Annotated in this window: 21 protein-coding genes; 8 read left to right on the top strand and 13 right to left on the bottom strand. The window is 72.8% G+C overall.

Features of this window, described 5'->3' with window-relative positions; all coding sequences use genetic code 11:
• Positions 1 to 27 precede the first annotated feature (27 nt).
• A complete protein-coding gene (locus ABME02_RS10425; RefSeq protein ID WP_353815234.1) occupies positions 28 to 1,161 on the bottom strand; it encodes an enoyl-CoA hydratase/isomerase family protein in 1,134 nt (377 codons plus the stop codon).
• A 56-nt stretch (positions 1,162 to 1,217) separates the two neighbouring features.
• Here ABME02_RS10425 and ABME02_RS10420 point away from each other — a divergent pair, with 56 nt between their 5' ends.
• The 3 genes from ABME02_RS10420 (at position 1,218) to ABME02_RS10410 (ending at position 2,577) form a co-directional block, all read left to right on the top strand.
• Positions 1,218 to 1,601, top strand: a complete 384-nt coding sequence (locus tag ABME02_RS10420; RefSeq protein ID WP_353815233.1) for a VOC family protein — start codon at positions 1,218 to 1,220, stop codon at positions 1,599 to 1,601.
• Between the two features lie 75 nt (positions 1,602 to 1,676).
• The gene (locus ABME02_RS10415) at positions 1,677 to 2,315 is read left to right on the top strand and encodes a LysE family translocator (RefSeq protein ID WP_353815232.1); all 639 of its coding nucleotides are present in this window, start codon (positions 1,677 to 1,679) and stop codon (positions 2,313 to 2,315) included.
• A 40-nt stretch (positions 2,316 to 2,355) separates the two neighbouring features.
• Positions 2,356 to 2,577: a PLD nuclease N-terminal domain-containing protein gene (locus ABME02_RS10410; protein WP_353815230.1), complete on the top strand. Its 222-nt coding sequence runs from the start codon at positions 2,356 to 2,358 to the stop codon at positions 2,575 to 2,577.
• Positions 2,578 to 2,590: 13 nt separating this feature from the next.
• Here ABME02_RS10410 and ABME02_RS10405 read toward each other — a convergent pair whose 3' ends face one another.
• The gene (locus ABME02_RS10405; RefSeq protein ID WP_353815229.1) at positions 2,591 to 3,127 is read right to left on the bottom strand and encodes a YbhB/YbcL family Raf kinase inhibitor-like protein; all 537 of its coding nucleotides are present in this window, start codon (positions 3,125 to 3,127) and stop codon (positions 2,591 to 2,593) included.
• A gap of 143 nt (positions 3,128 to 3,270) precedes the next feature.
• Here ABME02_RS10405 and trhO point away from each other — a divergent pair, with 143 nt between their 5' ends.
• Positions 3,271 to 4,170: an oxygen-dependent tRNA uridine(34) hydroxylase TrhO gene (trhO, locus tag ABME02_RS10400; RefSeq protein ID WP_353815227.1), complete on the top strand. Its 900-nt coding sequence runs from the start codon at positions 3,271 to 3,273 to the stop codon at positions 4,168 to 4,170.
• 44 nt (positions 4,171 to 4,214) lie between these two features.
• On the opposite strand, the gene ABME02_RS10395 is transcribed toward trhO, so the two are convergent.
• The 5 genes from ABME02_RS10395 to ABME02_RS10375 form a co-directional block, all read right to left on the bottom strand.
• Positions 4,215 to 5,309: a serine hydrolase domain-containing protein gene (locus tag ABME02_RS10395; protein WP_353815226.1), complete on the bottom strand. Its 1,095-nt coding sequence runs from the start codon at positions 5,307 to 5,309 to the stop codon at positions 4,215 to 4,217.
• Between the two features lie 31 nt (positions 5,310 to 5,340).
• Positions 5,341 to 6,798, bottom strand: a complete 1,458-nt coding sequence (locus ABME02_RS10390) for an LssY C-terminal domain-containing protein (protein ID WP_353815225.1) — start codon at positions 6,796 to 6,798, stop codon at positions 5,341 to 5,343.
• A 67-nt stretch (positions 6,799 to 6,865) separates the two neighbouring features.
• A complete protein-coding gene (locus ABME02_RS10385; protein ID WP_353815224.1) occupies positions 6,866 to 8,323 on the bottom strand; it encodes an aminobutyraldehyde dehydrogenase in 1,458 nt (485 codons plus the stop codon).
• A 13-nt stretch (positions 8,324 to 8,336) separates the two neighbouring features.
• Positions 8,337 to 9,749: an NAD(P)/FAD-dependent oxidoreductase gene (locus ABME02_RS10380; RefSeq protein WP_353815223.1), complete on the bottom strand. Its 1,413-nt coding sequence runs from the start codon at positions 9,747 to 9,749 to the stop codon at positions 8,337 to 8,339.
• Complete coding sequence (locus ABME02_RS10375) at positions 9,746 to 11,092, bottom strand: glycosyltransferase (RefSeq protein ID WP_353815222.1); 1,347 nt, start codon at positions 11,090 to 11,092, stop codon at positions 9,746 to 9,748. Before ABME02_RS10375 ends, ABME02_RS10380 begins: the two co-directional genes overlap by 4 nt.
• Positions 11,093 to 11,225: 133 nt before the next feature.
• Here ABME02_RS10375 and ABME02_RS10370 point away from each other — a divergent pair, with 133 nt between their 5' ends.
• Positions 11,226 to 11,834: a TetR/AcrR family transcriptional regulator gene (locus tag ABME02_RS10370; RefSeq protein WP_353815221.1), complete on the top strand. Its 609-nt coding sequence runs from the start codon at positions 11,226 to 11,228 to the stop codon at positions 11,832 to 11,834.
• Here the strand turns inward: ABME02_RS10370 and ABME02_RS10365 are convergent.
• The 4 genes from ABME02_RS10365 to ABME02_RS10350 are packed head-to-tail and all read right to left on the bottom strand — an operon-like array spanning position 11,816 to position 15,807.
• Positions 11,816 to 12,937, bottom strand: a complete 1,122-nt coding sequence (locus tag ABME02_RS10365) for an ABC transporter ATP-binding protein (RefSeq protein ID WP_353815219.1) — start codon at positions 12,935 to 12,937, stop codon at positions 11,816 to 11,818. The two genes, ABME02_RS10370 and ABME02_RS10365, sit on opposite strands and share 19 nt — an antisense overlap.
• Positions 12,934 to 13,797, bottom strand: coding sequence for an ABC transporter permease (locus ABME02_RS10360; protein ID WP_353815218.1), 864 nt, complete (start codon positions 13,795 to 13,797; stop codon positions 12,934 to 12,936). The genes ABME02_RS10365 and ABME02_RS10360 overlap by 4 nt, the downstream gene beginning before the upstream one ends.
• On the bottom strand, positions 13,790 to 14,692 hold the full coding sequence (locus ABME02_RS10355) for an ABC transporter permease (RefSeq protein ID WP_353815217.1): 903 nt from the start codon (positions 14,690 to 14,692) through the stop codon (positions 13,790 to 13,792). Before ABME02_RS10355 ends, ABME02_RS10360 begins: the two co-directional genes overlap by 8 nt.
• 11 nt (positions 14,693 to 14,703) lie before the next feature.
• Positions 14,704 to 15,807: a polyamine ABC transporter substrate-binding protein gene (locus ABME02_RS10350; protein WP_353815216.1), complete on the bottom strand. Its 1,104-nt coding sequence runs from the start codon at positions 15,805 to 15,807 to the stop codon at positions 14,704 to 14,706.
• Positions 15,808 to 15,927: 120 nt separating this feature from the next.
• Here ABME02_RS10350 and ABME02_RS10345 point away from each other — a divergent pair, with 120 nt between their 5' ends.
• Together ABME02_RS10345 and ABME02_RS10340 are read left to right on the top strand one after the other, a co-directional pair.
• Entirely contained in the window at positions 15,928 to 17,106 is a 1,179-nt protein-coding gene (locus ABME02_RS10345) for a hypothetical protein (RefSeq protein WP_353815215.1), read from the top strand.
• Complete coding sequence (locus ABME02_RS10340; RefSeq protein WP_353815214.1) at positions 17,070 to 18,053, top strand: SIS domain-containing protein; 984 nt, start codon at positions 17,070 to 17,072, stop codon at positions 18,051 to 18,053. Before ABME02_RS10345 ends, ABME02_RS10340 begins: the two co-directional genes overlap by 37 nt.
• Here ABME02_RS10340 and ABME02_RS10335 read toward each other — a convergent pair.
• Together ABME02_RS10335 and ABME02_RS10330 are read right to left on the bottom strand one after the other, a co-directional pair.
• A complete protein-coding gene (locus tag ABME02_RS10335; protein ID WP_353815213.1) occupies positions 18,050 to 19,147 on the bottom strand; it encodes a serine hydrolase domain-containing protein in 1,098 nt (365 codons plus the stop codon). The two genes, ABME02_RS10340 and ABME02_RS10335, sit on opposite strands and share 4 nt — an antisense overlap.
• A 160-nt stretch (positions 19,148 to 19,307) precedes the next feature.
• Positions 19,308 to 20,393: a serine hydrolase domain-containing protein gene (locus ABME02_RS10330; RefSeq protein ID WP_353815212.1), complete on the bottom strand. Its 1,086-nt coding sequence runs from the start codon at positions 20,391 to 20,393 to the stop codon at positions 19,308 to 19,310.
• 54 nt (positions 20,394 to 20,447) lie between these two features.
• Here ABME02_RS10330 and ABME02_RS10325 point away from each other — a divergent pair, with 54 nt between their 5' ends.
• Positions 20,448 to 21,668 (top strand): cysteine desulfurase-like protein, encoded by a 1,221-nt coding sequence (locus ABME02_RS10325; protein ID WP_353815211.1) that lies wholly within the window; start codon positions 20,448 to 20,450, stop codon positions 21,666 to 21,668.
• The last annotated feature ends 38 nt before the right edge of the window (positions 21,669 to 21,706 follow it).

The following is a 21,706-nucleotide window of genomic DNA, read 5'->3' as shown; positions in this document are numbered from 1 at the left end:
TTCGGCCGAGCACAACCCCCTCGCGGGTCAGCGGACGTCGTCGTCCCAGACCGGGTCGTGCAGCTGCTCCTCGAGGACGCGCGCGGGGAGGCCGGGCGGCACGTCGTCGAGCGTGGGCGGGTCCCACTTCGGCGAGCGGTCCTTGTCGATGACCTGCGCGCGGATGCCCTCGTGCAGGTCGTGCTGCCCGATGAACCAGGACACGGCTCGGAACTCCTGCTCGAGCGCGTCCTCGAGGCTCGGCAGCGTGCGTGCGCGCCGCACCGCCTCCAGCGTGACGGCGAGGGCCGTGGGCGAGAGCGTCTCGAGCTCGTCGGCGGCGGCCGCCGCGTAGGCATGAGCGGGCTGGTCGGCCGGGTGCGCGGACCCGTCGCCCACGCCGGGCACCGCCCCCGCGACATCCATGCGCCCGTCGGCGAACGCCCGCAGCCGGTCGATGATGCCGTGCACGGTCGGCGCCGAGAAGCAGGCGTCGACCCAGGGGCGCGCCGCAGCGAGCACGGACGGTCCGGGCGTCTCGTCGAAGAGCATGACGATCTCGGACGGCGTGCCGGGGTCCGCACGCTCCTCGAGGGCCTGCAGGAGGTGCGGGATGCTCCCGCTCGGCACGAACGCGTCGGCGAAGCCGGCGTGCATGGCGTCGGCGGCGTCCATGGTCCGGGAGTTCAGCGCGAGGTGGGTGCCGAGTTCGCCGGGGGCGCGGCCGAGCAGCCACGTGCCGCCGACGTCGGGCGTGAAGCCGATGCGGGTCTCGGGCATCGCGACGCGCGAGCGCTCGGTGACGATGCGGATCGACGCATGCCCGGCGAGCCCGATGCCGCCGCCCATCGTGATGCCGTCCATGATCGCGACGACGGGCTTCGGGTAGCGCGCGATGGCCGCGTTCAACCGGTACTCGTCGCGGAAGAAGCGGAGGGCCTCGGCGACGTGCCCGCCCGTGGCGTACATGTAGAGCTCGCGGACGTCGCCGCCCGCGCAGAACCCGCGCTCGCCGGCCCCGTCGAGCACGACCATCGAGACCTCGGGGTCGTGCCGCCACGCGTCGAAGACGGCGGTGAGCGCCCGGATCATCTCGTAGCTGAGCGCGTTGAGCGCCTGTGGCCGTTCGAGCGTCAGGTGGCCGACCCCGTCGGCGACGCTCGCGGAGATGTGCTCGCTCACGGTGCAACGGTAGCGGCATCACCGCGCGCCGCGTAGCGTCGGGCGCGGGAGGAACCATGATCGAATCCGCGTTCCCGATCGTCGAGGTGCCCGACATGGAGGCCGCGATGCGGTTCTACCGCGACGGGCTGGGGGCAACGGTGACGTACCGGTACCCGCCGGAGGGCGAACCGCTGTTCGCGACGCTGCAGGCGGGGGCGTCGCAGATCGGCCTGGGTCTCGCCGACGGGGCGACGGCCGGCGAGGGCGCGGGCATCCTGCTGTGGTTCTACGTCGACGACGTCGACGCGGTGACGGCCTCACTCGCGGAGGCCGGGTTCCTCGTCGTGGAGGAACCGTCGGACAGCCAGTGGGGCGAGCGCGTCTCGCTCGTGTCCGACCCGTTCGGCACCCGCGTGCGACTGGGCCAGCCGATCTCGCCGCCGCCCGACGAGGAGTAGCCCCCGGAGGAGCCGCCCGCCGAGGAGCCGCCCGCCGAGGAGCCGCCCGCCGTCGGCGAGCGTAGGATCACCCTCGTGCTCCCCGCATCCAACCTCTGGGCGTTCGTGCTGGCCTCGGTGGTGCTCATCGTCATCCCGGGGCCGAGCGTGCTGTTCGTCATCGGCCGGTCGCTCGCGCTCGGTCGCATGGGCGGGCTCCTGAGCGTCGTCGGCAACGCGATCGGCATGCTGCCGCTCGTCGCCGCCGTCGCGCTCGGCGTCGGCACGGTCGTCGCCCAGTCGGTCGCCCTCTTCACGGCGATCAAGATCGGCGGTGCGCTGTACCTCGCCTACCTCGGCGTGCAGGCGATCCGTCATCGAGCGGATGCCGAGGACGCCGTCACGCGCCAGGTCGCGCCGCGCTCACCGTGGCGCCTCCTCGGCGAGGGCGTCGTCGTGGGCGTCACGAACCCGAAGACGATCGCGTTCTTCGTCGCCGTGCTGCCGCAGTTCGTCGACTTCCACGCGGGCGGCATCCCCCTGCAGATGGCGATGCTCGGCACGGCGTTCGTGGTGCTCGCACTTGCGTGCGACTCGGTCTGGGCGCTCGCGGCCGGAACGGCGCGCGACTGGTTCGCGCGGTCGCCGCGGCGGGCGTCCCAGCTGGCGGCCTCGGGCGGCGTGATGATGATCGGACTCGGCGGAGTGCTGGCGCTGTCGGGGAACAAGCACTAGAACGGTCGGTGGAGGGCCGGCACCGGGGATCGGAGGAGCCATGGCCAAGGCGAAGCAATGGAGCGACCTCAGTCGAGGGCAGCAGGCCAGGGGCGTCATCGGCGCCGTCATCCAGCTCGCACTCGCGTCCGCCGCATGGACCGACCTGGCCCGGCGCGACGCGAGGGACGTGAACGGACGCAAGTGGGTGTGGGCGATCGTCATCGCCGTGAACTACCTCGGCCCGATCTCGTACTTCCTGTTCGGACGACGCGTCGACTGAGGGCCCGGACGCGTCAGTCGCGGTTGACGGTGCCGGTGAGGATGCCGCGCGCCAGCGCGTGCGAGAAGCAGCGGATGCCGAGGACCGCGGGCGTCGAGGCGGGGTCGAGCTCGAGGCTCGGCACGTCGAGCGCGTGCACGACGAACACGTAGCGGTGCTCGCCCGTGCCGCGCGGCGGCGCCGCGCCGCCGAACCCGCGCACGCCGTCCTCGTTCGCGAGCACCATCGCGCCGCCGGGCAACGGCGGCCCGCCCGGCGAGCCGGCGCCCGCCTCGAGGCTCGTGGTCTCGAGCGACAGGTTCAGCACGGCCCAGTGCCACCACCCCGAGCCCGTCGGCGCGTCGACGTCGAGGCAGGTCACCGCGAAGCCGCGCGTGCGCTCCGGGAACCCGCTCCACGCGAGCTGCGGCGAGCGGTCGACGCCGCCGGCGCCGTGGCTCCACTGGGGGCGCGCGAGCGGCCCGCCGTCGACGAAGTCCGTGCTGGTCACCGTGAACGAGTCCACGGGTCGGAGTCGCTGCAACGCTCCGTAGGGGTCCACGTCGAGCATGCGCGATCCTCCTGCTCGGTCGACGGTCGGCCGTGTCGCTGACCGGGTGGTCGTGCGGGCAGGGTACGTCCGACGCCGATGACGCCGCCCGCGCACACGCCGCGTCGCGGCATCCGCCCAGCCTCCGCCCCTAGGATCTCGGGGTGCCGACGCCCAAGATCCTGCTGTTCTACGCCTTCACGCCGCTCGCCGACCCCGACGCGATCCGGCTCTGGCAGCGCGACCTCGCAGAGTCGCTCGGGCTGCGCGGTCGGGTGCTCGTCTCGAAGGACGGCCTGAACGGCACGCTCGGCGGCGAGATGGGCGCGCTCAAGCGCTACGTGCGCAAGACGAAGGAGTACGCGGGCTTCCGCGGGCTCGACGTGAAGTGGAGCGGGGGCACTGGGCTCGACGACGGCCTGCGGAGCGTCGACTTCCCGAAGCTCAGCGTCAAGGTGCGCGACGAGATCGTCTCATTCGGCGCACCGGGCGAGCTCCGCGTCGACGAGGGCGGCGTGGTCGGCGGCGGGGCGCGGCTCTCCCCCGACGCCCTGCACGAACTCGTCGCGGAGCGCGGCGACGAGGTCGTCTTCTTCGACGGACGCAACGCCGTCGAGGCCGCGATCGGACGGTTCCGCGACGCGATCGTGCCGCCGACCGAGACGACGCGCGACTTCATCGGGCTGCTCGACTCGGGGGCGTACGACCACCTGAAGGGCCGCCCGGTCGTGACCTACTGCACCGGCGGCATCCGCTGCGAGGTGCTCTCGAGCCTCATGGCGAACCGCGGCTTCGGCGAGGTGTACCAGCTCGAGGGCGGCATCGTGCGCTACGGCGAGCGCTTCGGCGACGACGGGCTCTGGGAGGGCTCGCTCTACGTGTTCGACGGGCGCGGCTCGGTCGACTTCAGCGAGCACGCCGCGATCGTCGGCGTCTGCGAGGGCTGCGGCGCGGCGACGAACCGCACCGTGAACTGCACGGATGCCTCGTGCCGGACGCAGCTCGTGCGCTGCGACGCGTGCACGCCGGCGCGGTGCGCCGAGCACGCGGCATCCGCCGCCTGACGGGCGACTTCGGCGATCGCCCCGCGCCCACGGCGCTTCGCGGATCAGGGGTCGCCCGCGCGCCATCCGCCGGCGCCCGAGACGCCGTCGAGCAGCGACACGGCGAAGCGATCCACGTGCTCGGCCTCGTTCGAGAGCACGACGACGGCCTGCCCGGCCTCGCGATCGACGAAGAGGGCCGCGGCGAAGCCGCTCGTGATCGCCCGCGTGCCGGTCAGCGTCCGGTCGCCGTCGCGTGCCAGGAACCAGAGATAGCCCATGTGCTGCTGGGAGTTCGGGCCGTCGGCCATCGGCTCCAGCGCAGGGCTGTCGGCGAACGGCCCCGAGAGGATCGCCCGCGCCAGCGCGACGAGGTCCGGGAGCGTGGCGTGCATGCCGAACGTGGGGCCCCAGCCGGCGCCCGTCCACGCCTCCGCCGGGTCGCCCCGCGAGGTGTACCCGTCCGCGTGCGCGCTCGCGACCTCGCCGGGGTCGGCGGGCACGTCCGCGCCGTCCATGCCGAGCGGCTCGAGGATCCGGTCGCGCAGGAGCGAGGCGTAGTCGGTGCCGGCGCCGGCGGCGAGGGCGTGCCCCAGCAGCGCCGCGCCGAGCGAGCTGTACACGGCGCGCTCGGAGGGCTCGGCCGACTCGGCGGCGGCGAGTTCGAGCAGCCCGGCGACGGAGAACGGCGGGAGCGCCCCGCCCGTCGCCACCGCCACGCGGATCCCGGTCAGCAGCTCCTCATCGGTCGTGATCGGCGGCAGCCCGGCGCGATGCGTCGCGAGCTGCTCGAGCGTGCGGGCGGCCACCGGGGCGTCGCCGAGCGGCAGGTAGCGACCGACCGGGTCGTCGAGCGCGACCTCGCCCCGCTCCACGGCGATCGGCAGCAGCAGTCCGGTCACCAGCTTCGTGATCGAGCCGACCTCGAACACCGTGCCCTCGTCGGCGTTGACGTACCCCGTGTGCAGGCGGTCCGCCTCGACGATCGCCGCGGCCGCGCGGTCGCGGTCGGCGGAGAAGTGCGTCTCGAGCTGCCGGATCAGGCCGGGGTCGAGTTCGTCCTCGTAGAACTCGATGCAGCCGGAGAGCGCGAGGACGCCCATGGCGAGCACCGCGGCGAGGGCGGTGCGCCGGAGCCGCGCGGCGAGCTGCACGCCCATGCCAGCAGGCTACGCCCGCTCGCGGGCGCCGTCATCGTGCCCGGCGCGCCGATCTCGACTGTCGCGCGAAGGCCCGCGCGTCACGGCTCGAGAGCGCGAGCAGCAGCAGGATGTCGAGCGCGACGGTGACGAACGTCGTCCGGACGGTGACCTCTGCCGAGCCGGCGAACGACGCGGCCGCCGCGCTCGAGATGCTGATCGTCGCGAAGAGCATCACGGCGATGCGGGAGAAGTTGCCGCCGGCCCAGATCCGCCAGGCGAACAGGGCCTGGATCGCGAGCGAGAGGCCGAAGAAGACGACCACCGCGATGAGCGCACCCCTCGCGATCGCAAGGGACTCCGGGTCGGACGAGACGTCGACGCCGAGTTCGTCCTGCAGCACCTGGTCCCACTGGAGGGCGAGCGCGGCGACCCAGACGATGCCCGCGAGGACGCGGAGGACGACCACCACGACGCCGAACGCGGTCGCGCTCGGCCGGGGCATCCGCCGCACCGGCTCGCGTTCGGCGAGGCGCAGGGGCGACTCGAAGGCGGCGCGCTTCGCGACGCCGTCGGCCGCGCCGGCGGGCTCGGCGACCGTGCGCGAGCCGGCGACGGATGCCTCCGCCTCGCCGATCGCCGAGTGCGGCGCGGCATCCGCGGCCACGACCTCGGTCGGCGCGCCGACCTGCACGACCGGCAGGTCGCCGTCGGTGCGGATCGTGTCCCCGCCGCCGTTGCGCGAGTGGTACCCGGTCGAGAAGTCGCGGAGGACCTCCACCCGGATGCCCGGGACGGACTCCACGAGGGTCGTGACGATGTGGTCGCGCTCGACGTCGATGTCGGCGTCGATCTTGTGCGTGACCTGCAGCGTGAACAGGGAGAACCCGACGGAGCGGTCGAACGTGCCGGCGGCCAGCCAGTCGACGCGGCGCCCGCCGGGCAGCAGCCAGCCGTCGGGCGTCCGCCAGAACCGCACGTGGTGGCGCTTCGCCGGGTTGCCCGCGACCTCCTGCTGGTAGGCGAAGTCCTGCTTCATGCCGAAGAGGAAGAGCGGGCTCACCGGGGCTTCGTCGTAGCTGCGACGCGTGATGGTCGACGTGATGATGCGGCGACTCGAGGAGAGCGTGACGTCGTCGGCCCTGGTCCATCCGGCCGCCCGCATCGCGGCGTGCAGGGCCTCCTCGTCGCCGTCGAACGCGAGGTTGACGGGGTCGCCCAGCAGGCCGTCGCTCGTGCGCGTGCGGCCGATGAAGTAGTCGGGCACGTAGATCGTCGTGAGGATGCGATGCAGCCGGGGCAGCACGAGGTAGGCGAGCACGAGCCAGAACGCGAGGAAGAACCCGATGCCGGCCCAGCCGAACTCGAACGACTGGTTGACGATCAGCCACGCGAGCCAGACGGCGGCGGCGCCGGCGAAGACGAAGAAGAACCCGTCGAGCAGGCTCGTGAACGACGTGCGGGGCGGCAGCGGCGGCGGCGGCTTCTCGTCCGCGACATCCGCCCGCATGCCTGCATGCTAGTCGGCCCGACCGTCCGCCCGCGCGCGTCGCGGGGCCGGGCGGCGGCGCGGCCGATCAGGCCGGCCGGAAGCCGGTCGTCTCGGGCGGCGGCGCGTGCCGGATCATGAGGTGCCGCGTGACCGAGTAGTCGAGCAGCGGCTCGAGCGACATGTCCTTGCCGAAGCCGGAGCCCTTCACCCCGCCGTGCGGGGCCTCCGAGGCGATCGGCAGGTGGTCGTTCACCCAGGTGACGCCGACGTCGAGCGACTGGCTGACGCGCATCGCGCGGGCGACGTCCGAGGTCCAGACCGATGATGCGAGCCCGTAGGCGCTGTCGTTGGCGAGGCGGATGCCCTCGGCCTCGCCGTCGAACGGGAGTGCGACGAGCACGGGCCCGAAGACCTCGCCCTGCACGATCTCGGACGACTGGGCGGCGCCCACCAGGAGCGTCGGCTCGTAGTACGACCCGGTGCGCTCGATCGCGTGGCCGCCGACGAGCGCTTCGGCTCCTTCGGCGACGGCCCGGCGCACGAACCCGTCGACGCGGTCGCGGTGCCCGGGCGAGATGAGCGGGCCGATGTGGGTGTCGGCGTCCATCGGGTCGCCGGCGACGACGCCCGAGAGCGCCTGTCGCAGCGCGGCGACGCCGTCGTCGAACACCGAGCGCTCGAGGTAGACGCGGGTCGCAGCCGTGCAGTCCTGGCCTGTGTTGTAGGTCGCGCCGAGCGCGACGGCCTGCGCCATCGCGCCGAGGTCGGCGTCCGTGAACACGATCACGGGCGCCTTGCCGCCGAGCTCCAGGTGTACGCGCTTGACGCCCTCGACGGCGCCGCGCATGACGGCCTTGCCGGTCTGCGTCGACCCGGTGACGCTCACCATGTCGACTTCGCGGTGCGCGACGAGCGCCTGGCCGACCTCGGCGTCGCCCGTGACGACGTTGAGGAGCCCGGCGGGCAGCCCCGACTCGACGGCGAGCTCCGCGAGGCGGAGCGTGGTGCGCGGCGTCGCGGGGGCCGGCTTCACGATGACGGCGTTTCCCGCGGCGAGCGCGGGCCCGGCCTTCCAGACCGCCATGATGAGCGGGAAGTTCCACGGCGTGATGCCGGCGACGACGCCCACCGGCCGGCGCGTGAGGATCGACGTGTAGCCGTTGGAGAACGAGCCGGCCCCGGTGCCGTCGAGCGAGCGCGCGGCGCCCGCGAAGAACCGCAGGTTGTCGACGGCGAACGGGAGCTCTCCGTCGAACGCGGTGGTCCACGGCTTGCCCGAGTCCTCGACCTCGAGCGTCGCGAGGTGCTCGGCGTCGGCCTCGATCGCGTCCGCGAGGCGGAGCAGGGCGAGCGAGCGCTCCCCCGGCGTCTTCGCCGCCCAGTCCGGCTGCGCCGCGCGGGCCGCGGCCGCCGCCTCGTCGACGTCGGCGAGGCCGGACTCCCGGTAGGCGGCGACCGCCTCCTCGCTCGCGGGGTTCACGATGACGGCGTCGCCGCCCGTGCCGGAGCGGTACTCGCCGATGAAGGTGCCGGTGGTGGTCATGGAGTGGTGCCTTTCAGGAGTTGAAGCCGAGTCCGAAGCGGTCGAGCGTGCGCAGCCAGAGGTTGCGGCGCCCCTGGTGCGCGTCGGCGGCGAGGATGCTGCGGCGCGTGAACTGGATGATCGGGTTGCGGAAGGGCTCGGGCGGGACCGGGAACGGCCGTCGGCGCACGATGTCGTACCGGAGCCTCGACGTGGGTTCGCCCGCGAGGAGGTCGAGGGCGACGTCCGCGCTGAACCGCGAGGCGCCGACGCCGAGGCCCGTGTGCCCGACCGCGTAGGCGACCCGACCGCCGCGGGCCGTGCCGTAGGCGGCGGTGAACCGGGTCGTCGAGTCGATCGGCCCGGCCCAGCGGTGGGTGAACCGCACGCCCTCGAGCTGCGGGAAGGTCTCGGCGAAGTGGCGGGCGAGCAGGGCGTGCGATCCGCCCTGCTGCTCGTACACGCTGTCGACCCGTCCGCCGCGGTGGTAGACGGCATCCCAGCCGCCGAAGAGGATGCGACCGTCGGAGGTCGGCCGGTAGTAGTGGAACTGGTTGCCCGCATCGGTGAGCCCCTGGCCCTCGGCCCAGCCGATCGACCCACGTTGCGCGGCCGTCAGCGGCTCGGTCATCAGCACGTGGTCGTAGAGGGGCATGATGTACGACCCGAGGCGGCGCAACGGACCGGGGTACGCGGCCGTCGCGACGACCGCGCCCCGCGCGACCACCTCGCCGGCATCGGTGCGGACGATCACGCCCGCGCCGTCGCGATCGAGCCCGGTGACGCGCGACCCGTCGTGGATCCGCACGCCGCGCCGCTCGAGCTCGGCCGCCATGCCCCACGCCAGCCGTGCGGGGTCGACGAGCACCGTGCCGGTGCGATCGCGCAGTCCGGCGAGGTAGGTCGGCGAGTGCACGTCGGAGCGCACCTCGTCGCGCGACTGCAGCTCGAGCGCGACGCCGTGCCGGTCACCGAGCTCGACCGCCGCGCGGAGGCCGGCGACCTGCCACTCCTCGACCGCGAGGGTCGTCTTGCCCACCCGACGCAGGTCGCAGTCGATGCCCGCGGCCTCGATCGTCGCGACGAGGTCGGCGAGGTTCCGCTCGCCCTCCTCGTGCAGCGCGCCGACCTGGTCGGGCCAGACCATGGTGCCGTGCGCGAGCCCGTGCGTCAGCGACGAGGCGACGAAGCCGCCGTTGCGCCCGCTGGCCCCGTAGCCCACCCGCTCGGCCTCGAGCACGACGACGGATGCCGCGGCCCCGCGCTCGAGCGCCCGCCACGCGGCCCACAGCCCCGTGAACCCGGCGCCGATGACGACGAGGTCGGCCTCGTGGCGACCGGCCAGCGCCGGACGCGGAGCCGGCGCCTCGGGACGGTCGGTCCAGTAGGGCCGCGGTGCGGCGTCCGCGAGTGCCGCGGCTGCGGCGTCCGTCGTCGAAGGGCTCACTCGGCCCCCGCTGCGGCCGACCCGACACCGGCGCCGACCGGGAGCCCGACGCCCGCGATGATCTCGGCGGCCTTCGCCACGCCGTGGCGAGAGCGGATGGCGGCGCCGGCCGCCTCCGAGCGCGCGCGGAGCGCATCGTCGGCGAGGATGCCCGTGACCGCGTCCCGCAGCTCGTCGGCCGTGAAGCCGTAGGTGTCGAGGCGACGGCCGTAGCCCTGCTCGTCGACACGCTGGGCGTTGTCGTACTGGTCCCAGAAGAGCGGGAGCAGGATCATCGGCTTGCCGAAGTGCATGGCCTCGGTCGTGGTGTTGTTGCCGCCGTGCGTGATGACGAGGTCGGCGAGCGGCAGCAGCTTCGTCTGGGGCAGGAATTCGGCGCCCCACATGTTGTCGGCGAGCTCGAACTCGTCGTGCAGCGGGCCCTTGGAGACGATGACGTTCACGGGCAGCGCGGCGAGGGCGTCGATGACGCGCTTCATGAGGTCGACGTCGGCCGAGCCGAGCGAGCCGAGGCTGAAGTAGACGAGGGGCCGGCTGCCGTCGGTGAACGATGCGGGCAGGTCGGCGGGAGCCTGCTCGGTCTCGCGGACCGACGAGTCGAGCCGGTGCCAGGTCTCGTCGAGCGGGCGCACGTCGGTGTAGTCGAGCTCCTCGGGGAACACGTAGAGGTTCGCGTCGCCCGTGTGGATGAACTCCAGGTCGGGCAGCGGCGGCGCCCCCTGCTCCTGCACCCAGGCGTCGAACGACTCCCAGAGCGGACGGTGCGTGCGGTCGTACTCGGCGCGGAACGCCGACCAGCCCTCGCGGTCGTCCTTGCCGAGTCCGGAGAAGACGGGGGCGATGTCATCGCCAGGGACCTCGAGCGGGTTGCAGCTGACGATGCGCACGAAGGGGACCCCCGCCGTGACGAGTGCGGGGAACGTCAGCACGTTGTCCTCGATGATGACGTCGGGCCGCACGCGGCCGATGATCGCCTGCAGCTGCGGTTCGCAGAACTTGGCGCCGTTGACGAGCTCCTCCCAGATGGGGAGCGTGACGGTCTCGAGTTGCTCGGCGGTGGTCTTGCGGAACTCGGGCGCGACCTCCTTGATGTAGTCCTTCCAGAACTGGCCGGCGTCCTGCTCGACCTCGGCCTCGCCCTCGGCCGGTTCCTCGACAGGCGCGAGGTCGACGAGGTCCTCCTCGAAGCCCAGCGCGGTGAGCTTGCCCTGCCATGACCGCTCGGCGGCGAAGACGACCCGGTGGCCCTGCTTCAGCAGTTCGTTGGCGATGCCGATGCAGTTGTTGGTCGGGCCGTAGGCGCTCTCGGGCATGAAGAGGAAGGTGCGGCGAGCGTCGGACATGGCGACTCCGTTCATCGATTCTTTGCAGCAGGTTATAGAGAATTCAGCGCGGTGAAAACCCTGTATTACTAAGGCATTTCGGGCTAACATTGCGGGGCAGTGCAGACAATCTGTCCGCTCGGGAGGGAGCACCATGGCGAGGCCCAAGCGGCAGGAGGAACGCCGGAGCCAATTGGTGGCCGCGGCACAGCGCGCGATCGCGGCGCACGGTCCCGACGGGGCCCGCCTCAACCGCGTGGCCGAGGAGGCCGGGCTCACCTCCGGCGCGGTGCTGTACTACTACCCCGACATCGACGAGCTCATGTTCGAGGCGAACCGCGCCGGCATGGAGCGCTTCTACGAGGGCCGCGTCCGCATGCTCGAGGGCCTGCCCGACGACCCGGTCGTGCGCCTCGTCGCCCTCATCGACTCCGGCCTGCCGAGCGGCTCCGACGACACCGAGGTACGCCTGCTCTGCGAGCTCGGCGGGTCGGCCGGCCGAAACCCGCTCATGGCGTCGCTGCTCACCACGCTCTACGACCGCCAGGTCGGCATGTACCAAGTCGTGCTCGAGCAGGGCGCCGCCCGCGGCCTCTTCGCGCTCGCCCAGCCGACGCTCGTGATCGCGCGCAACCTCGTCGCGCTCGAGGACGCGTACGGCTACCGCATCGTCGCCAAGCACCCGACGCTCGACCGCGCCGCGGCGGCCGAACTGCTGCGCGAGTACGCGCGGATGGCGACGGGTCACGCGCTGACGTCCTGAGCCTCGTTCACCGGGATCGCGGTGGTCGGCACCGTGGTTCCGAAGGACGCCGGCTGCGCCGGGTCCCGCGTCACGGCCGTCGCCCGCCCGAAGGTCACGCCCACCTCGGCGCCGCGTGCCAGTCGGGTCGCGCCGTGCACGCTCGAGAGCAGCGGCGCCGGGAGCCCCGGGACCTCGACGGAGAGCGTCGAGGCGCCGCCGAGGAAGTACGTGTCGACCACGGTGCCCCGGAGTCCGCCCGAGACCTCGGCGCCGACCGTGACGTCCTCCGGCCGCACGACCGCGGTCGCGGGAGAACCGGCGGACAGGGCGTGCGACGCCGACACGAGCCCGATGCCGGGCACGGCGACCCCGTCGGCGGTCGCGTCGCCGTCGAGCAGGTTCGCGGTGCCGATGAACGCCGCGACGAACCGCGAGACGGGCTCGGCGTAGAGCTCCTGCGGGCTTGCGAGTTGCTCCAGTCGGCCCTCGTTGAGCACCGCGATGCGGTCGGCCATCGACATGGCCTCCTCCTGGTCGTGCGTGACGACGACGAAGGTGAGGCCGACCTCGTGCTGCAGGCGCTTGAGCTCGAGCTGCATCGACGCGCGCACCTGGCGGTCGAGCGCCGACAGCGGCTCGTCGAGCAGCAGCAGCTTCGGCCGCTTGATGATCGCGCGCGCGAGCGCGACCCGCTGCCGCTGGCCACCCGAGAGCTGCGACGGCCGGCGCTTGGCGAGGTGCCCGAGCCGGACGACCTCCATGACCTCGCCGACGCGCGTGCGGATCTCGGCACGGCCGACGCCCTCCGCCTCGAGCCCGTAGGCGATGTTCTTCTCGACCGACAGGTGGGGGAACAGCGCGTAGCTCTGGAACATCATGTTCACGGGCCGCTTGTGCGCGGGCAGCGGCAGCAGGTCGAGGCCGTCGACCGTGATGCGCCCGGCGGCGGGCGTCTCGAAGCCGGCGATCGAGCGCAGCAGCGTCGTCTTGCCGCAGCCCGACGGCCCGAGCAGCGCGAAGAACTCGTTGTGGGCGATGTCGAGCGAGATGTCGTGCAGGGCGACGGTGTCGCCGTACACGGCGCGGACGCCGTCGACGCGGAGCAGGGGTTCGGCGGTCATCGGGAGGTTCCTGTCAGTCGGGTGAGGCGCTGCGCCGAGATCACCGCGACGATGCTCACGAGCAGCAGGAGGGTGGCGAGGGCGTTCACCTCGGGCGTGACGCCGAAGCGCACCATCGAGTAGATGACGATCGGCAGGGTCGGCTGGGTCGGCGCGGTCGTGAAGAACGCGATCACGAACTCGTCGAGCGAGAGCGTGAAGGCGAGGAGGGCGCCCGCGACGATCCCCGGGGCGAGCTGCGGCAGCGTGATCCGCACGAAGGTCTTCGCGGGCCCCATGCCGAGGTCGCGCGAGGCCTCCTCGAGGCTCGGGTCGAGGTTCGCCATGCGCGCGAGCACGATCGCGGTCACGAACGCGGTCGCGAAGACCCCGTGGGCGAGGATCACGGAGTGCAGCCCCAGCGTGAAGCTCAGGAGCGAGAAGAAGGTGAGCAGGCCGATGCCGAGCAGCAGGTCGGGCAGGATCGCCGGCGCGATCGCGAACGCCCGGATGAGCCCGCCCCGCGTGTAGTGGTGGATGCCGTAGGCGAGCAGGGTGCCGAGCACGGTCGCGATCAGGGTCGCACCGGTCGCGACGATGAGCGTGTTCGACAGGCCCTGCATCATGGCGCCGTCGGCGAAGAGCTCCGGGTACCAGCGCAGTGAGAACCCGGTCCAGACGAACAGGTTCCGCGACTCGTTGAAGCTCATCACGACGACCACGAGGATCGGCAGGTATAGGAAGACATAGCCGAGCCACAGGGGCACGAGGATGCCCCGGCGCTTCCGGCCACGCGCGGCCGGAACGGCCGGCGTGGGCACGGCATCCGTCATCGCGGTCTCGTCGGCGCGATCGGTCTCGCGGGCGGTCGACTCAGCCACGACGCGGTCCTTCCGTGATGCGGCGCGACACCGCCGACTGGATCACGATGACGACGACGAGCAGCATCGTGAGCACGAGAGCGAGCGTCGCGCCGAACGGCCAGTCGCGGGCCTCGTAGAACTGGTCGCGCACGAGGTTGCCGACCATGACCGTCTTGCCGCCGCCGATGAGCTCCGGGATCACGAAGTTCGACATCGCCGGGACGAAGACGAAGATGCACCCCGTGAGCGCACCGGGCAGCGACAGCGGCAGCGTGACCGTGCGGAACGCGCGCCACGGCGATGCGCCGAGGTTCGTCGCCGCCTCGCGGAGCGAGGGGTCGAGCTGCTGCAGCGACGCGTAGAGCGGGAGCACCATGAGCGGCAGGTACATGTAGAGGAGCCCCACGACGATGGCCTGCGGCGTGTAGAGCATCGAGATCGGCTCGTCGGTGAGCCCGAGCGCCTGCAGCCACTGGTTCACGAACCCGGCGTTGTTGAGCAGCAGGATCCAGGCGTACGTGCGGATCAGGAAGTTGGTCCAGAACGGCAGCACGACGGCGACGAGGGCCACGGTCCGCCACTTGGGCGAGAGCCCGGCGATCGCGTACGCCATCGGGTAGCCGAGGAGCAGCGCGAGCAGGGTCACGACGAGCGCGAGCCCGATCGACTGCAGGATGACGCCGACGTAGAGCGGTTCGGCGAGCTTCGCCCAGTTGTCGAGGGTGAACTCGAACACCAGGCCGCCGAACCGGCCGCGCTTGAAGAACGTGTAGAACGCGAGCAGCCCGACCGGGATCGCCATGAAGACGATGAGGAAGAGCATGCCGGGCGCGAGGAACGGCGCGGCGGCGAGCCCCCGCCGGGCGCGCTGGGCGCGCACGGCGGGGGTCGCCTGCGGGGTCGTGGTGGTCACGGCGCTCCGGGTCAGTTGGTCGCGAGGACTTCCGCGTTCAGGTCGACGTACTTCAGCGAGTCCTCGCCGAGGTCGACGATCACCTCCTGCTCGAAGAGCTCGTCGACCGTGATGCCGAGCGTCGGGTACGCCTCGATCAGCGTCGGGTCGAGGGCCTCCATGGCGACCTGGTTCGGCACCTTGTAGAGGATGTTCTCGACGACCCACGTCTGCACCTCGGGGTCGAGGATGTAGTCGATGAAGGCCATCGCGGCCTCCTTGTTCTCGGAGCTCTTCAGCACGGTCATCGTGTCGACCCAGAGGTCGGCGCCCTCGTCGGGGACCACGAACTCGATGTCGGGGTTCTCGGCGATGCCGTAGTTGCACCAGCCGTCCCACGCCTCGACCATCGCGGCCTCGCCGGAGACGAGCTTCGAGTAGAAGGTCGTGTCGTCGTAGGCGAGGAGGGTCGGCTTGGTCTCGAGCAGCTGCGCCTTGGCGTCGTCGAGCTCGGCGTCGTCGGTCGTGTTCACCGAGTACCCGGCCGCCTTCAGCGCGGGCAGTGCGAGCCAGCGGTCGGTCGAGAGCATCGTGGTCTTGCCGACGAGCTCGTCGACCGGGTTCAGCAGGTCGTTCCACGACGTCGGGTCGAAGCCCGTGAGGTCGGGCCGGTAGCAGAGGCCCGTCGTGCCCCAGGCGTAGGGCTCGGAGTAGACGTTGCCCTCGTCGTAGGCGAGTTCGAGCGCCTCGGGGTAGAGGTTCTCCTCGTTGGGGATGAGGTCCTTGTCGAGCTCCTGGAGCAGGCCCTGCTCGGCGAGCGCCTGCGCGTACTGGCCCGACACGAAGGCGACGTCGATTCCGGGGTCGGAGCTCGCGGTGAGCTTCGCCACCACGTCCTCGTTGGTGGCGTGGTTCACGATCGTGGTCTTCACGCCCGTGGCCGCCTCGAACTGCTCGGCCAGGTCCTCGGGGTAGTAGTCGGCCCAGATCGAGACGGTCAGGGTCTGCTCGGTGATGTCGGCGCTCGGGTCGATGTCGGACCCGTCGCCGCCGTCACCTCCGGCGCAGGACGAGAGGACGAGTGCAAGTGCAGCGGTGCCGGCCGCTGCGATGGAGATGCGACGCATGGTGGGCATGAGGTACCTCCTGGGGACGTCGGAAAGGTTGAGGAATTGTTGCACCGGGCATCAAGAAACCGCAATGGTTTCCGGGACGCTCTAGAGCCGGTTTTGCACAGTTGTTACAATCCGGATTCAATGAACTCGTTGCTCGCGGGCGAGCGGCCCGAGATCGCCGGCCGCGCGCTCTCCGTCGCGCCCACAGGCGAGGTCTCCGTCGACGGCGCCGGGCCGGCCGCGGGTGACGGCGTCGCCCGTGAGCTCGCGCGACTGGTCGATCCGACCGTGGCGGCGGATGCCGCGGAGCGGGCGATCGCCGTCGACCAGACGAACACGTCGGTCATCGTCGACGAGCGCCTCGTCGTGAAGGTCGTGGGCCGCTGGGCCGCGGCCGACCGCGCCGCGCACCTGCTCGGGCGCCTCGCCGAGGCGGGATCGACGGATGTCGCCGGCTACGCCGGCCGCGTCGACTGGCACCACCCCGAGCTCGGCACCTCGACGCTCGCGATCGTCACCGAGTACCTGCCGGGGGCGCTGGACGGCTGGGACTGGGCGGTCGACGACGTGGTCGCGGTGGTCGGGGGCTCCGGTCCGGAGCCCGACTTCCCGGCGATGCTCGGCGCGACCGTCGCGCGACTGCACGACGTGCTCGGCGCCGACGCGGCCGCCGCCCCCGATGATGCGCCCGCGCAGCGCGAGCGGCGCGCGCTCGCGGCGCTCGACGCCGCACTCGAGGCGACCGGCCGCTCCGGCGGCCCGACGGCCGCGCGCCTGGCCAACCGAGCCGAGGCGCTGCGCGGCGGCATCCGCTCGCTCGGTTCGAGCGCGCCCGGCGTCGCCTTCGACCTGCACGGCGACCTGCACGTCGGGCAGGTGCTGCGCTCCCCCGGCTCGCCGCCGCGGTACACGGTCATCGACTTCGACGGCGACCCTCAGCTCGATGCCCCGGAGCGGGGGCGAACGGATGCCGCCGCGCGCGACGTCGCGCACCTGCTCGTGTCGCTCGACCTCGTCGCGGCCGTCGCGCAGAAGCGACTCGGCCGGGCGGAGCCGGCCGCGTTCGCCTGGGCCGACCGGGCGCGCCGCGCGCTGCTCGAGGCCTACCGCGCAACGCTCGTGCTCGGCGACCTGTTCGACCCCACGCTCGTGCCCGGGCTCGAGGCCGAGCAGCTGGCAGCCGAACTGACGTACGCCGACCGCTTCCTGCCGCGCTGGCGCTACGCGCCCGACGCCGCGATCACGCACCGCTACCCCTCGACCGACCAGCTTCCGGAGGACCCGTGGACACCGCCGCCTTTCGAGCCGACCTCGACCTGATCCCGGAGTCGCTCGGCCGGCTCGCCGACGCGCTCGACGCGGGGCTCGCGGGACTCGACCGCCTGGCGCTGCTCGGTGCCTCGCGCGTGCTCGTCGTCGGCATGGGCTCGAGCCGCTACGCGGCCGATGTCGTCGCCCGGCGCTTCCGCGCCGTCGGGGCGAACGTGCTCGTCGAGCTCGCGAGCGTCGAACTGCTGCCGCCAGCCGCACCCGATCTGGTCGTGGTCGCGGTCTCCGCCACGGGCGGGAGCGTCGAGGTGCTGCGCGCGATCGAGCGCTACCGGGGAACGGGCCGTCTCATCGCGATCACGAACCGGAGCGAGTCGCCGCTCGCCGAGGCAGCCGACGTCGTCGTGCCCCTGCACGCCGGCGTCGAGGCATCCGGCGTCGCGTGCCGCACGTTCCGGGCCACGTTCGCCGTGCTCGACGAGGTGCTCGGCGAGCTCCTCGGCACCGCGCCGGCGACACGATTCGACGGCGCGGCACTGCGGCGCGGCGCCGACGCGAACGCGGCGCTGCTCGAGGCATCCGTCGACTGGCTCGACCCCCTCGCCGACCTGCTCACCGGACCCGACGGGACGTGGACGCTCGCGCCCGCCGAGCGCCTCTCCAGCGCCCAGCAGTCGGCGCTCATGCTGCGCGAGGTGCCACGGCTCGGCGCGTTCGCCTCGGAGACCGGCGACTGGTCGCACGTCGACGTGTACCTGACGAAGACGCAGGACTACCGCGCGCTCGTCTTCGCCGGGTCCGCGTGGGACGCGCAGGCGCTCGACTGGATGCACCAGCGTGGCTCGCGCTTCGCGGCCGTCGGCGGCTCCCTCGACGGCGCGGAGCTCACGGTGCGCTACCCGGGTGACGACGACCCGATCGTCGCGGCCCTCGCCGATTCGCTGCTCGGCGAGCTCGTCGCCGACCGCCGGTCGGCCGTGCCCGCTCACCGCGACTAGTCAGCCAGGAGCAGCAGTCGCAGGGCGACCTCCTCCGCGTCGCCCGGGGCATCCCACAGCACGATCGAGGCCACGTCCGCCCCGCGGTCGACGAACAGCACGCTCGAGTAGCCCCCGGTCTGGCCCGAGTGCCCGGTGACCGTGCGTGCGCTGCGCGACTCGACGAACCAGAGGTAGCCGATCGCGAACCGCGTGTTGATCTCATACACCGGATCGAGTGCGGCACTGTCGGCGAACGGACCCGAGATGACCGAGCGCGCGAGGCCCACGACGTCGTCGAGGGTCCCGGCCACCCCCGCAGCGGGCGCGTAGTCGCCGAAGGTCCACGGCTCGACCGGGATCTGTGCGAGCGTGTAGCCCGGCTGGAGGTCGTCCGGCACCTCGGCATCCGTGCCGACGACCACCGCGCCGTCCATGCTCGCCGGATCGAGGACGCGCTCCCGGAGCAGTTGCGAGTACTCCGTGCCGGCCGCCCCGGCGAGTGCCTGGCCGAGCAGGGCCGGGCCCACGTTGTCGTACGAGAAGTCGGCGTCATCGGGGACTTCGACGGTCATCGCCTGCGCGACGAGCGCGCCCGGCTCGTCCGGGAAGGGGTCGTCGTCGGTCGGCGCGTCCGGGACGACCGGCATCCCCGCCCGATGGGTCGCGAGGCGCTCGAGGGTGGCGGACGCCGCATCCGAGGTCCCGAGCTCGAGGAAGTCGCCGACCGGGTCGTCGACGGCCACCTCGCCCCGTCGGACGGCCTCGGCGAGGAGGAGTCCCGTGAGCGCCTTCGTGATCGATCCGAACTCGAACATCGTCGAGGCGTCGGCGTTCACGAACGCGGTGCGCACCTCGTCGTCGATGACCAAGGCGACCGCCGCGCGATCGACGTCGTCGCCGAACGTGCCGCCGACGGCGGCGAGCAGTTCGGCGTCGCCCGTCGTCGCTGCACCGCCAGATGACTGAGGCAGTGGCGTTGAGGTGCCGGCCGAGCCGGCGGTGGTGTCGCCGACCGAGCACCCGGAGACGACCAGCGCGGCCGCGACGATCATCGACGCGGCACCGAATCGGAGCGGCTCCCGCGCGGCCGACGACGCTACGCCCGCATGCATCACCCCACCTCGGTTCGCACCGAATGGTACTCCGGCGGCTCCAGTGCCGCATCAGGGCGACGAGGTGGAATCGGCCTCCCACTCGGGCACGACGATGAGCGCCGAGCGCGAGACGCCGGTCGCCGGGCCGCCGGGCGCCGGGAAGGGACGCCGTGGCGCCTCAGCCGACCACGAGGCCGAGGAGCGGGCGCAGCCGCAGCCACGGCCATGCCTCCTCCGAGTTCGAGAGCAGCACCGCCGCGCGGCCCGCGCGCTGGTCGGCGAGCACGGCCGCGGTGAACCCCTCGGCGGAGCCCGTGACGTAGACGACCTCGCCGTCGTCCGACGAGATGCGCTCCCAGAACAGTCCGACCTCGATCTGCGGCCACCGGGTGGCGTCGACCGGTTCGAGGGCCGCGCTTCCGGCGAAGGGCCCGTCGAGGATCGCCCGGGCGAGCGCGACCGCATCGTCGATCGTCACCACGGCGCCGACGGCCGGCGCATAGGCCCCGGACCCCCTCGCGGCCACACGTTCGCCCTGCCGGTCGTGCCCCTGCGCGAGGCCGTCGGGCAGCAGGTCGCCGGATTCGACCACCAGGGCGTCCGCCATCCCTGCGGGAGCGAACACGCGCTCGGCGAGCAGGTCGGCGAACCGGGTGCCCGTCGCGGCGGCGACCGCCTGCCCGACGAGTGCGGCGTCGAAGTCGCTCGGGTTGTACTCGAGCTCGGGCACGAGGTCGAGCGAGGCGACCCGGGCGATCAGTGCGTCGAGACCGCCCCGGTCGAGGGCCCGCTCCCCGGGCGCCGCGGCCGGCTCGAACGCCGCCGGCCCGAGCGGGTCCTGCGGGAGCGCCGCGTGGTGGGTCGCGAGGCTGCGGAGGGTCAGCCCGGCTGCGGGCGCATCGCCGAGGTCCAGGTGGGCCGAGACCGGATCGTCGAGCGCGACCTCGCCCCGGTCGATCGCGTCAGCGAGCAGCAGCCCGGTGAGCGCGCTCGTCGCGCCGCCCAGCCCGAACCGCGTCCCGGCGTCGGCCGAGACGAAGGCGATCCGCGCCTCGTCGCCGTCGACCAGGGCCATCGCCACGCGATCGCGCGCGTCGGTGTAGTGCTCGCGGGCGATGGCGAGCAGCTCCTCGTCGCCCGTGAGGAGCTGGTCGTACGGCGGGCCCGCGACGCATCCGCCCATCGCCGTCACCGCGACCACCGCGACGACGACGGACGCGATGCGCGGGTGCGGCGTCCGGTGCGCCACCCGATGCGCGGACATGCCGCGCATGCTACGCGCCCTCCCTGATCGCGTTCGCCGATTAGGCTCGCGCCCATGACCCTCGACGTCGCCCGCATCCGCTCCTGGTTCCCCTCGCTCGAGCACGGCTGGGCCCTCTTCGACGGCCCCGGCGGCACGCAGGCGCCGACGCAGGTCGGCGAGGCGATCGCGGCGACGCTGACCGGCCCGCTCTCCAACCGGGGTCCGCTCGGCGAGTCGGCGCAGCGGGCGGATGCCGCGGTCGCGGCCTTCCGCGACGCCGTGGCCGACTTCACGGGCGCCGACCGGCGCGGCGTCGTGCACGGTCGGAGCGCCACGCAGCTGGTCTACGACTTCACGCGGCACCTCTCCCGTGAGTGGGGCCCCGGCGACGAGGTCGTGGTCACCCGGCTCGACCACGACTCGAACGTCCGCCCCTGGGTGCAGGCGGCGGAGCGCACGGGCGCGACGGTGCGGTGGGTCTCGTTCGACCCGGCCACGGGCGAGCTGCCCGTGGGCGCCGTGGCCGCCGCCCTCAGCGATCGCACCCGGCTCGTCGCGGTCACCGCCGCCTCGAACCTCATCGGCACGATGCCCGACATCCCCGCGATCGCCGAGCAGGTGCACGCGGCCGACGCGCTCCTCTTCGTCGACGGCGTCCACTACGCCGCGCACGAGCTGCCCGACCTCGACGCCCTGGGAGCCGATCTCCTGACCTGCTCGCCGTACAAGTTCCTCGGCCCGCACTGCGGGCTGCTCGTCGCCGACCCGGCGCTCCTCGAGAGCATCACGCCCGACAAGCTCCTCCCCGCGACCGACGTCGTGCCGGAGCGGTTCGAGTTCGGCACGCTCCCCTACGAGCTCCTGGCGGGCGTGACCGCCGCGGTCGACGTGCTCGCCTCGCTCGCCGACGACTCGGAGCCGGGGACCGACGGCACCGGCTCCCGACGGGAGCGGCTCGCCGCGTCGTACGCGGCCCTGCACGAGCACGAGTCGCGCCTCCTCGCCCGGCTCGAGTCGGCGCTCGCCGACCTGCCCGGCACGACCGTGCACTCGCATGCCGCGCGGCGCACGCCGACGCTGCTCGCGACCTTCTCCGGTCACGGGGCGTCCGACGTCTCCGACGCGCTCGGCGCCGACCGGGTGCTCGCGCCGAGCGGGAACTTCTACGCGCTGGAGGCGTCGCGGCACCTCGGGCTCGGCGACGAGGGAGGGCTCCGGATCGGGCTCGCGCCCTACACCGACGACGAGGACGTCGACCGGCTCATCGCGGGCCTCCGCCGGATCACCGGCTGAGTCGCGGCGCGGGCCGACCGGACCACGACCGCGACGAA

This window comes from Agromyces zhanjiangensis, assembly GCF_040496055.1.
Lineage (GTDB): Bacteria > Actinomycetota > Actinomycetes > Actinomycetales > Microbacteriaceae > Agromyces > Agromyces zhanjiangensis.
The sequence above is the reverse complement of the archived record's forward strand: the minus strand, read 5'-3'. Positions and strand labels throughout refer to the sequence as shown.

Bases quoted from the DNA above. Each gene is read 5' to 3' on its own strand.
- ABME02_RS10335 (WP_353815213.1), bottom strand. From the start codon at position 19,147: ATGCATGCGGGCGTAGCGTCGTCGGCCGCGCGGGAGCCGCTCCGATTC.
- ABME02_RS10390 (WP_353815225.1), bottom strand. From the start codon at position 6,798: ATGCGGGCGGATGTCGCGGACGAGAAGCCGCCGCCGCCGCTGCCGCCC.
- ABME02_RS10385 (WP_353815224.1), bottom strand. From the start codon at position 8,323: ATGACCACCACCGGCACCTTCATCGGCGAGTACCGCTCCGGCACGGGC.
- ABME02_RS10350 (WP_353815216.1), bottom strand. From the start codon at position 15,807: ATGCCCACCATGCGTCGCATCTCCATCGCAGCGGCCGGCACCGCTGCA.
- ABME02_RS10375 (WP_353815222.1), bottom strand. From the start codon at position 11,092: ATGTCCGACGCTCGCCGCACCTTCCTCTTCATGCCCGAGAGCGCCTAC.
- ABME02_RS10395 (WP_353815226.1), bottom strand. From the start codon at position 5,309: ATGGGCGTGCAGCTCGCCGCGCGGCTCCGGCGCACCGCCCTCGCCGCG.
- ABME02_RS10345 (WP_353815215.1), top strand. From the start codon at position 15,928: ATGAACTCGTTGCTCGCGGGCGAGCGGCCCGAGATCGCCGGCCGCGCG.
- ABME02_RS10325 (WP_353815211.1), top strand. From the start codon at position 20,448: ATGACCCTCGACGTCGCCCGCATCCGCTCCTGGTTCCCCTCGCTCGAG.
- ABME02_RS10365 (WP_353815219.1), bottom strand. From the start codon at position 12,937: ATGACCGCCGAACCCCTGCTCCGCGTCGACGGCGTCCGCGCCGTGTAC.
- ABME02_RS10410 (WP_353815230.1), top strand. From the start codon at position 2,356: ATGGCCAAGGCGAAGCAATGGAGCGACCTCAGTCGAGGGCAGCAGGCC.
- ABME02_RS10420 (WP_353815233.1), top strand. From the start codon at position 1,218: ATGATCGAATCCGCGTTCCCGATCGTCGAGGTGCCCGACATGGAGGCC.
- ABME02_RS10330 (WP_353815212.1), bottom strand. From the start codon at position 20,393: ATGTCCGCGCATCGGGTGGCGCACCGGACGCCGCACCCGCGCATCGCG.
- ABME02_RS10370 (WP_353815221.1), top strand. From the start codon at position 11,226: ATGGCGAGGCCCAAGCGGCAGGAGGAACGCCGGAGCCAATTGGTGGCC.
- ABME02_RS10405 (WP_353815229.1), bottom strand. From the start codon at position 3,127: ATGCTCGACGTGGACCCCTACGGAGCGTTGCAGCGACTCCGACCCGTG.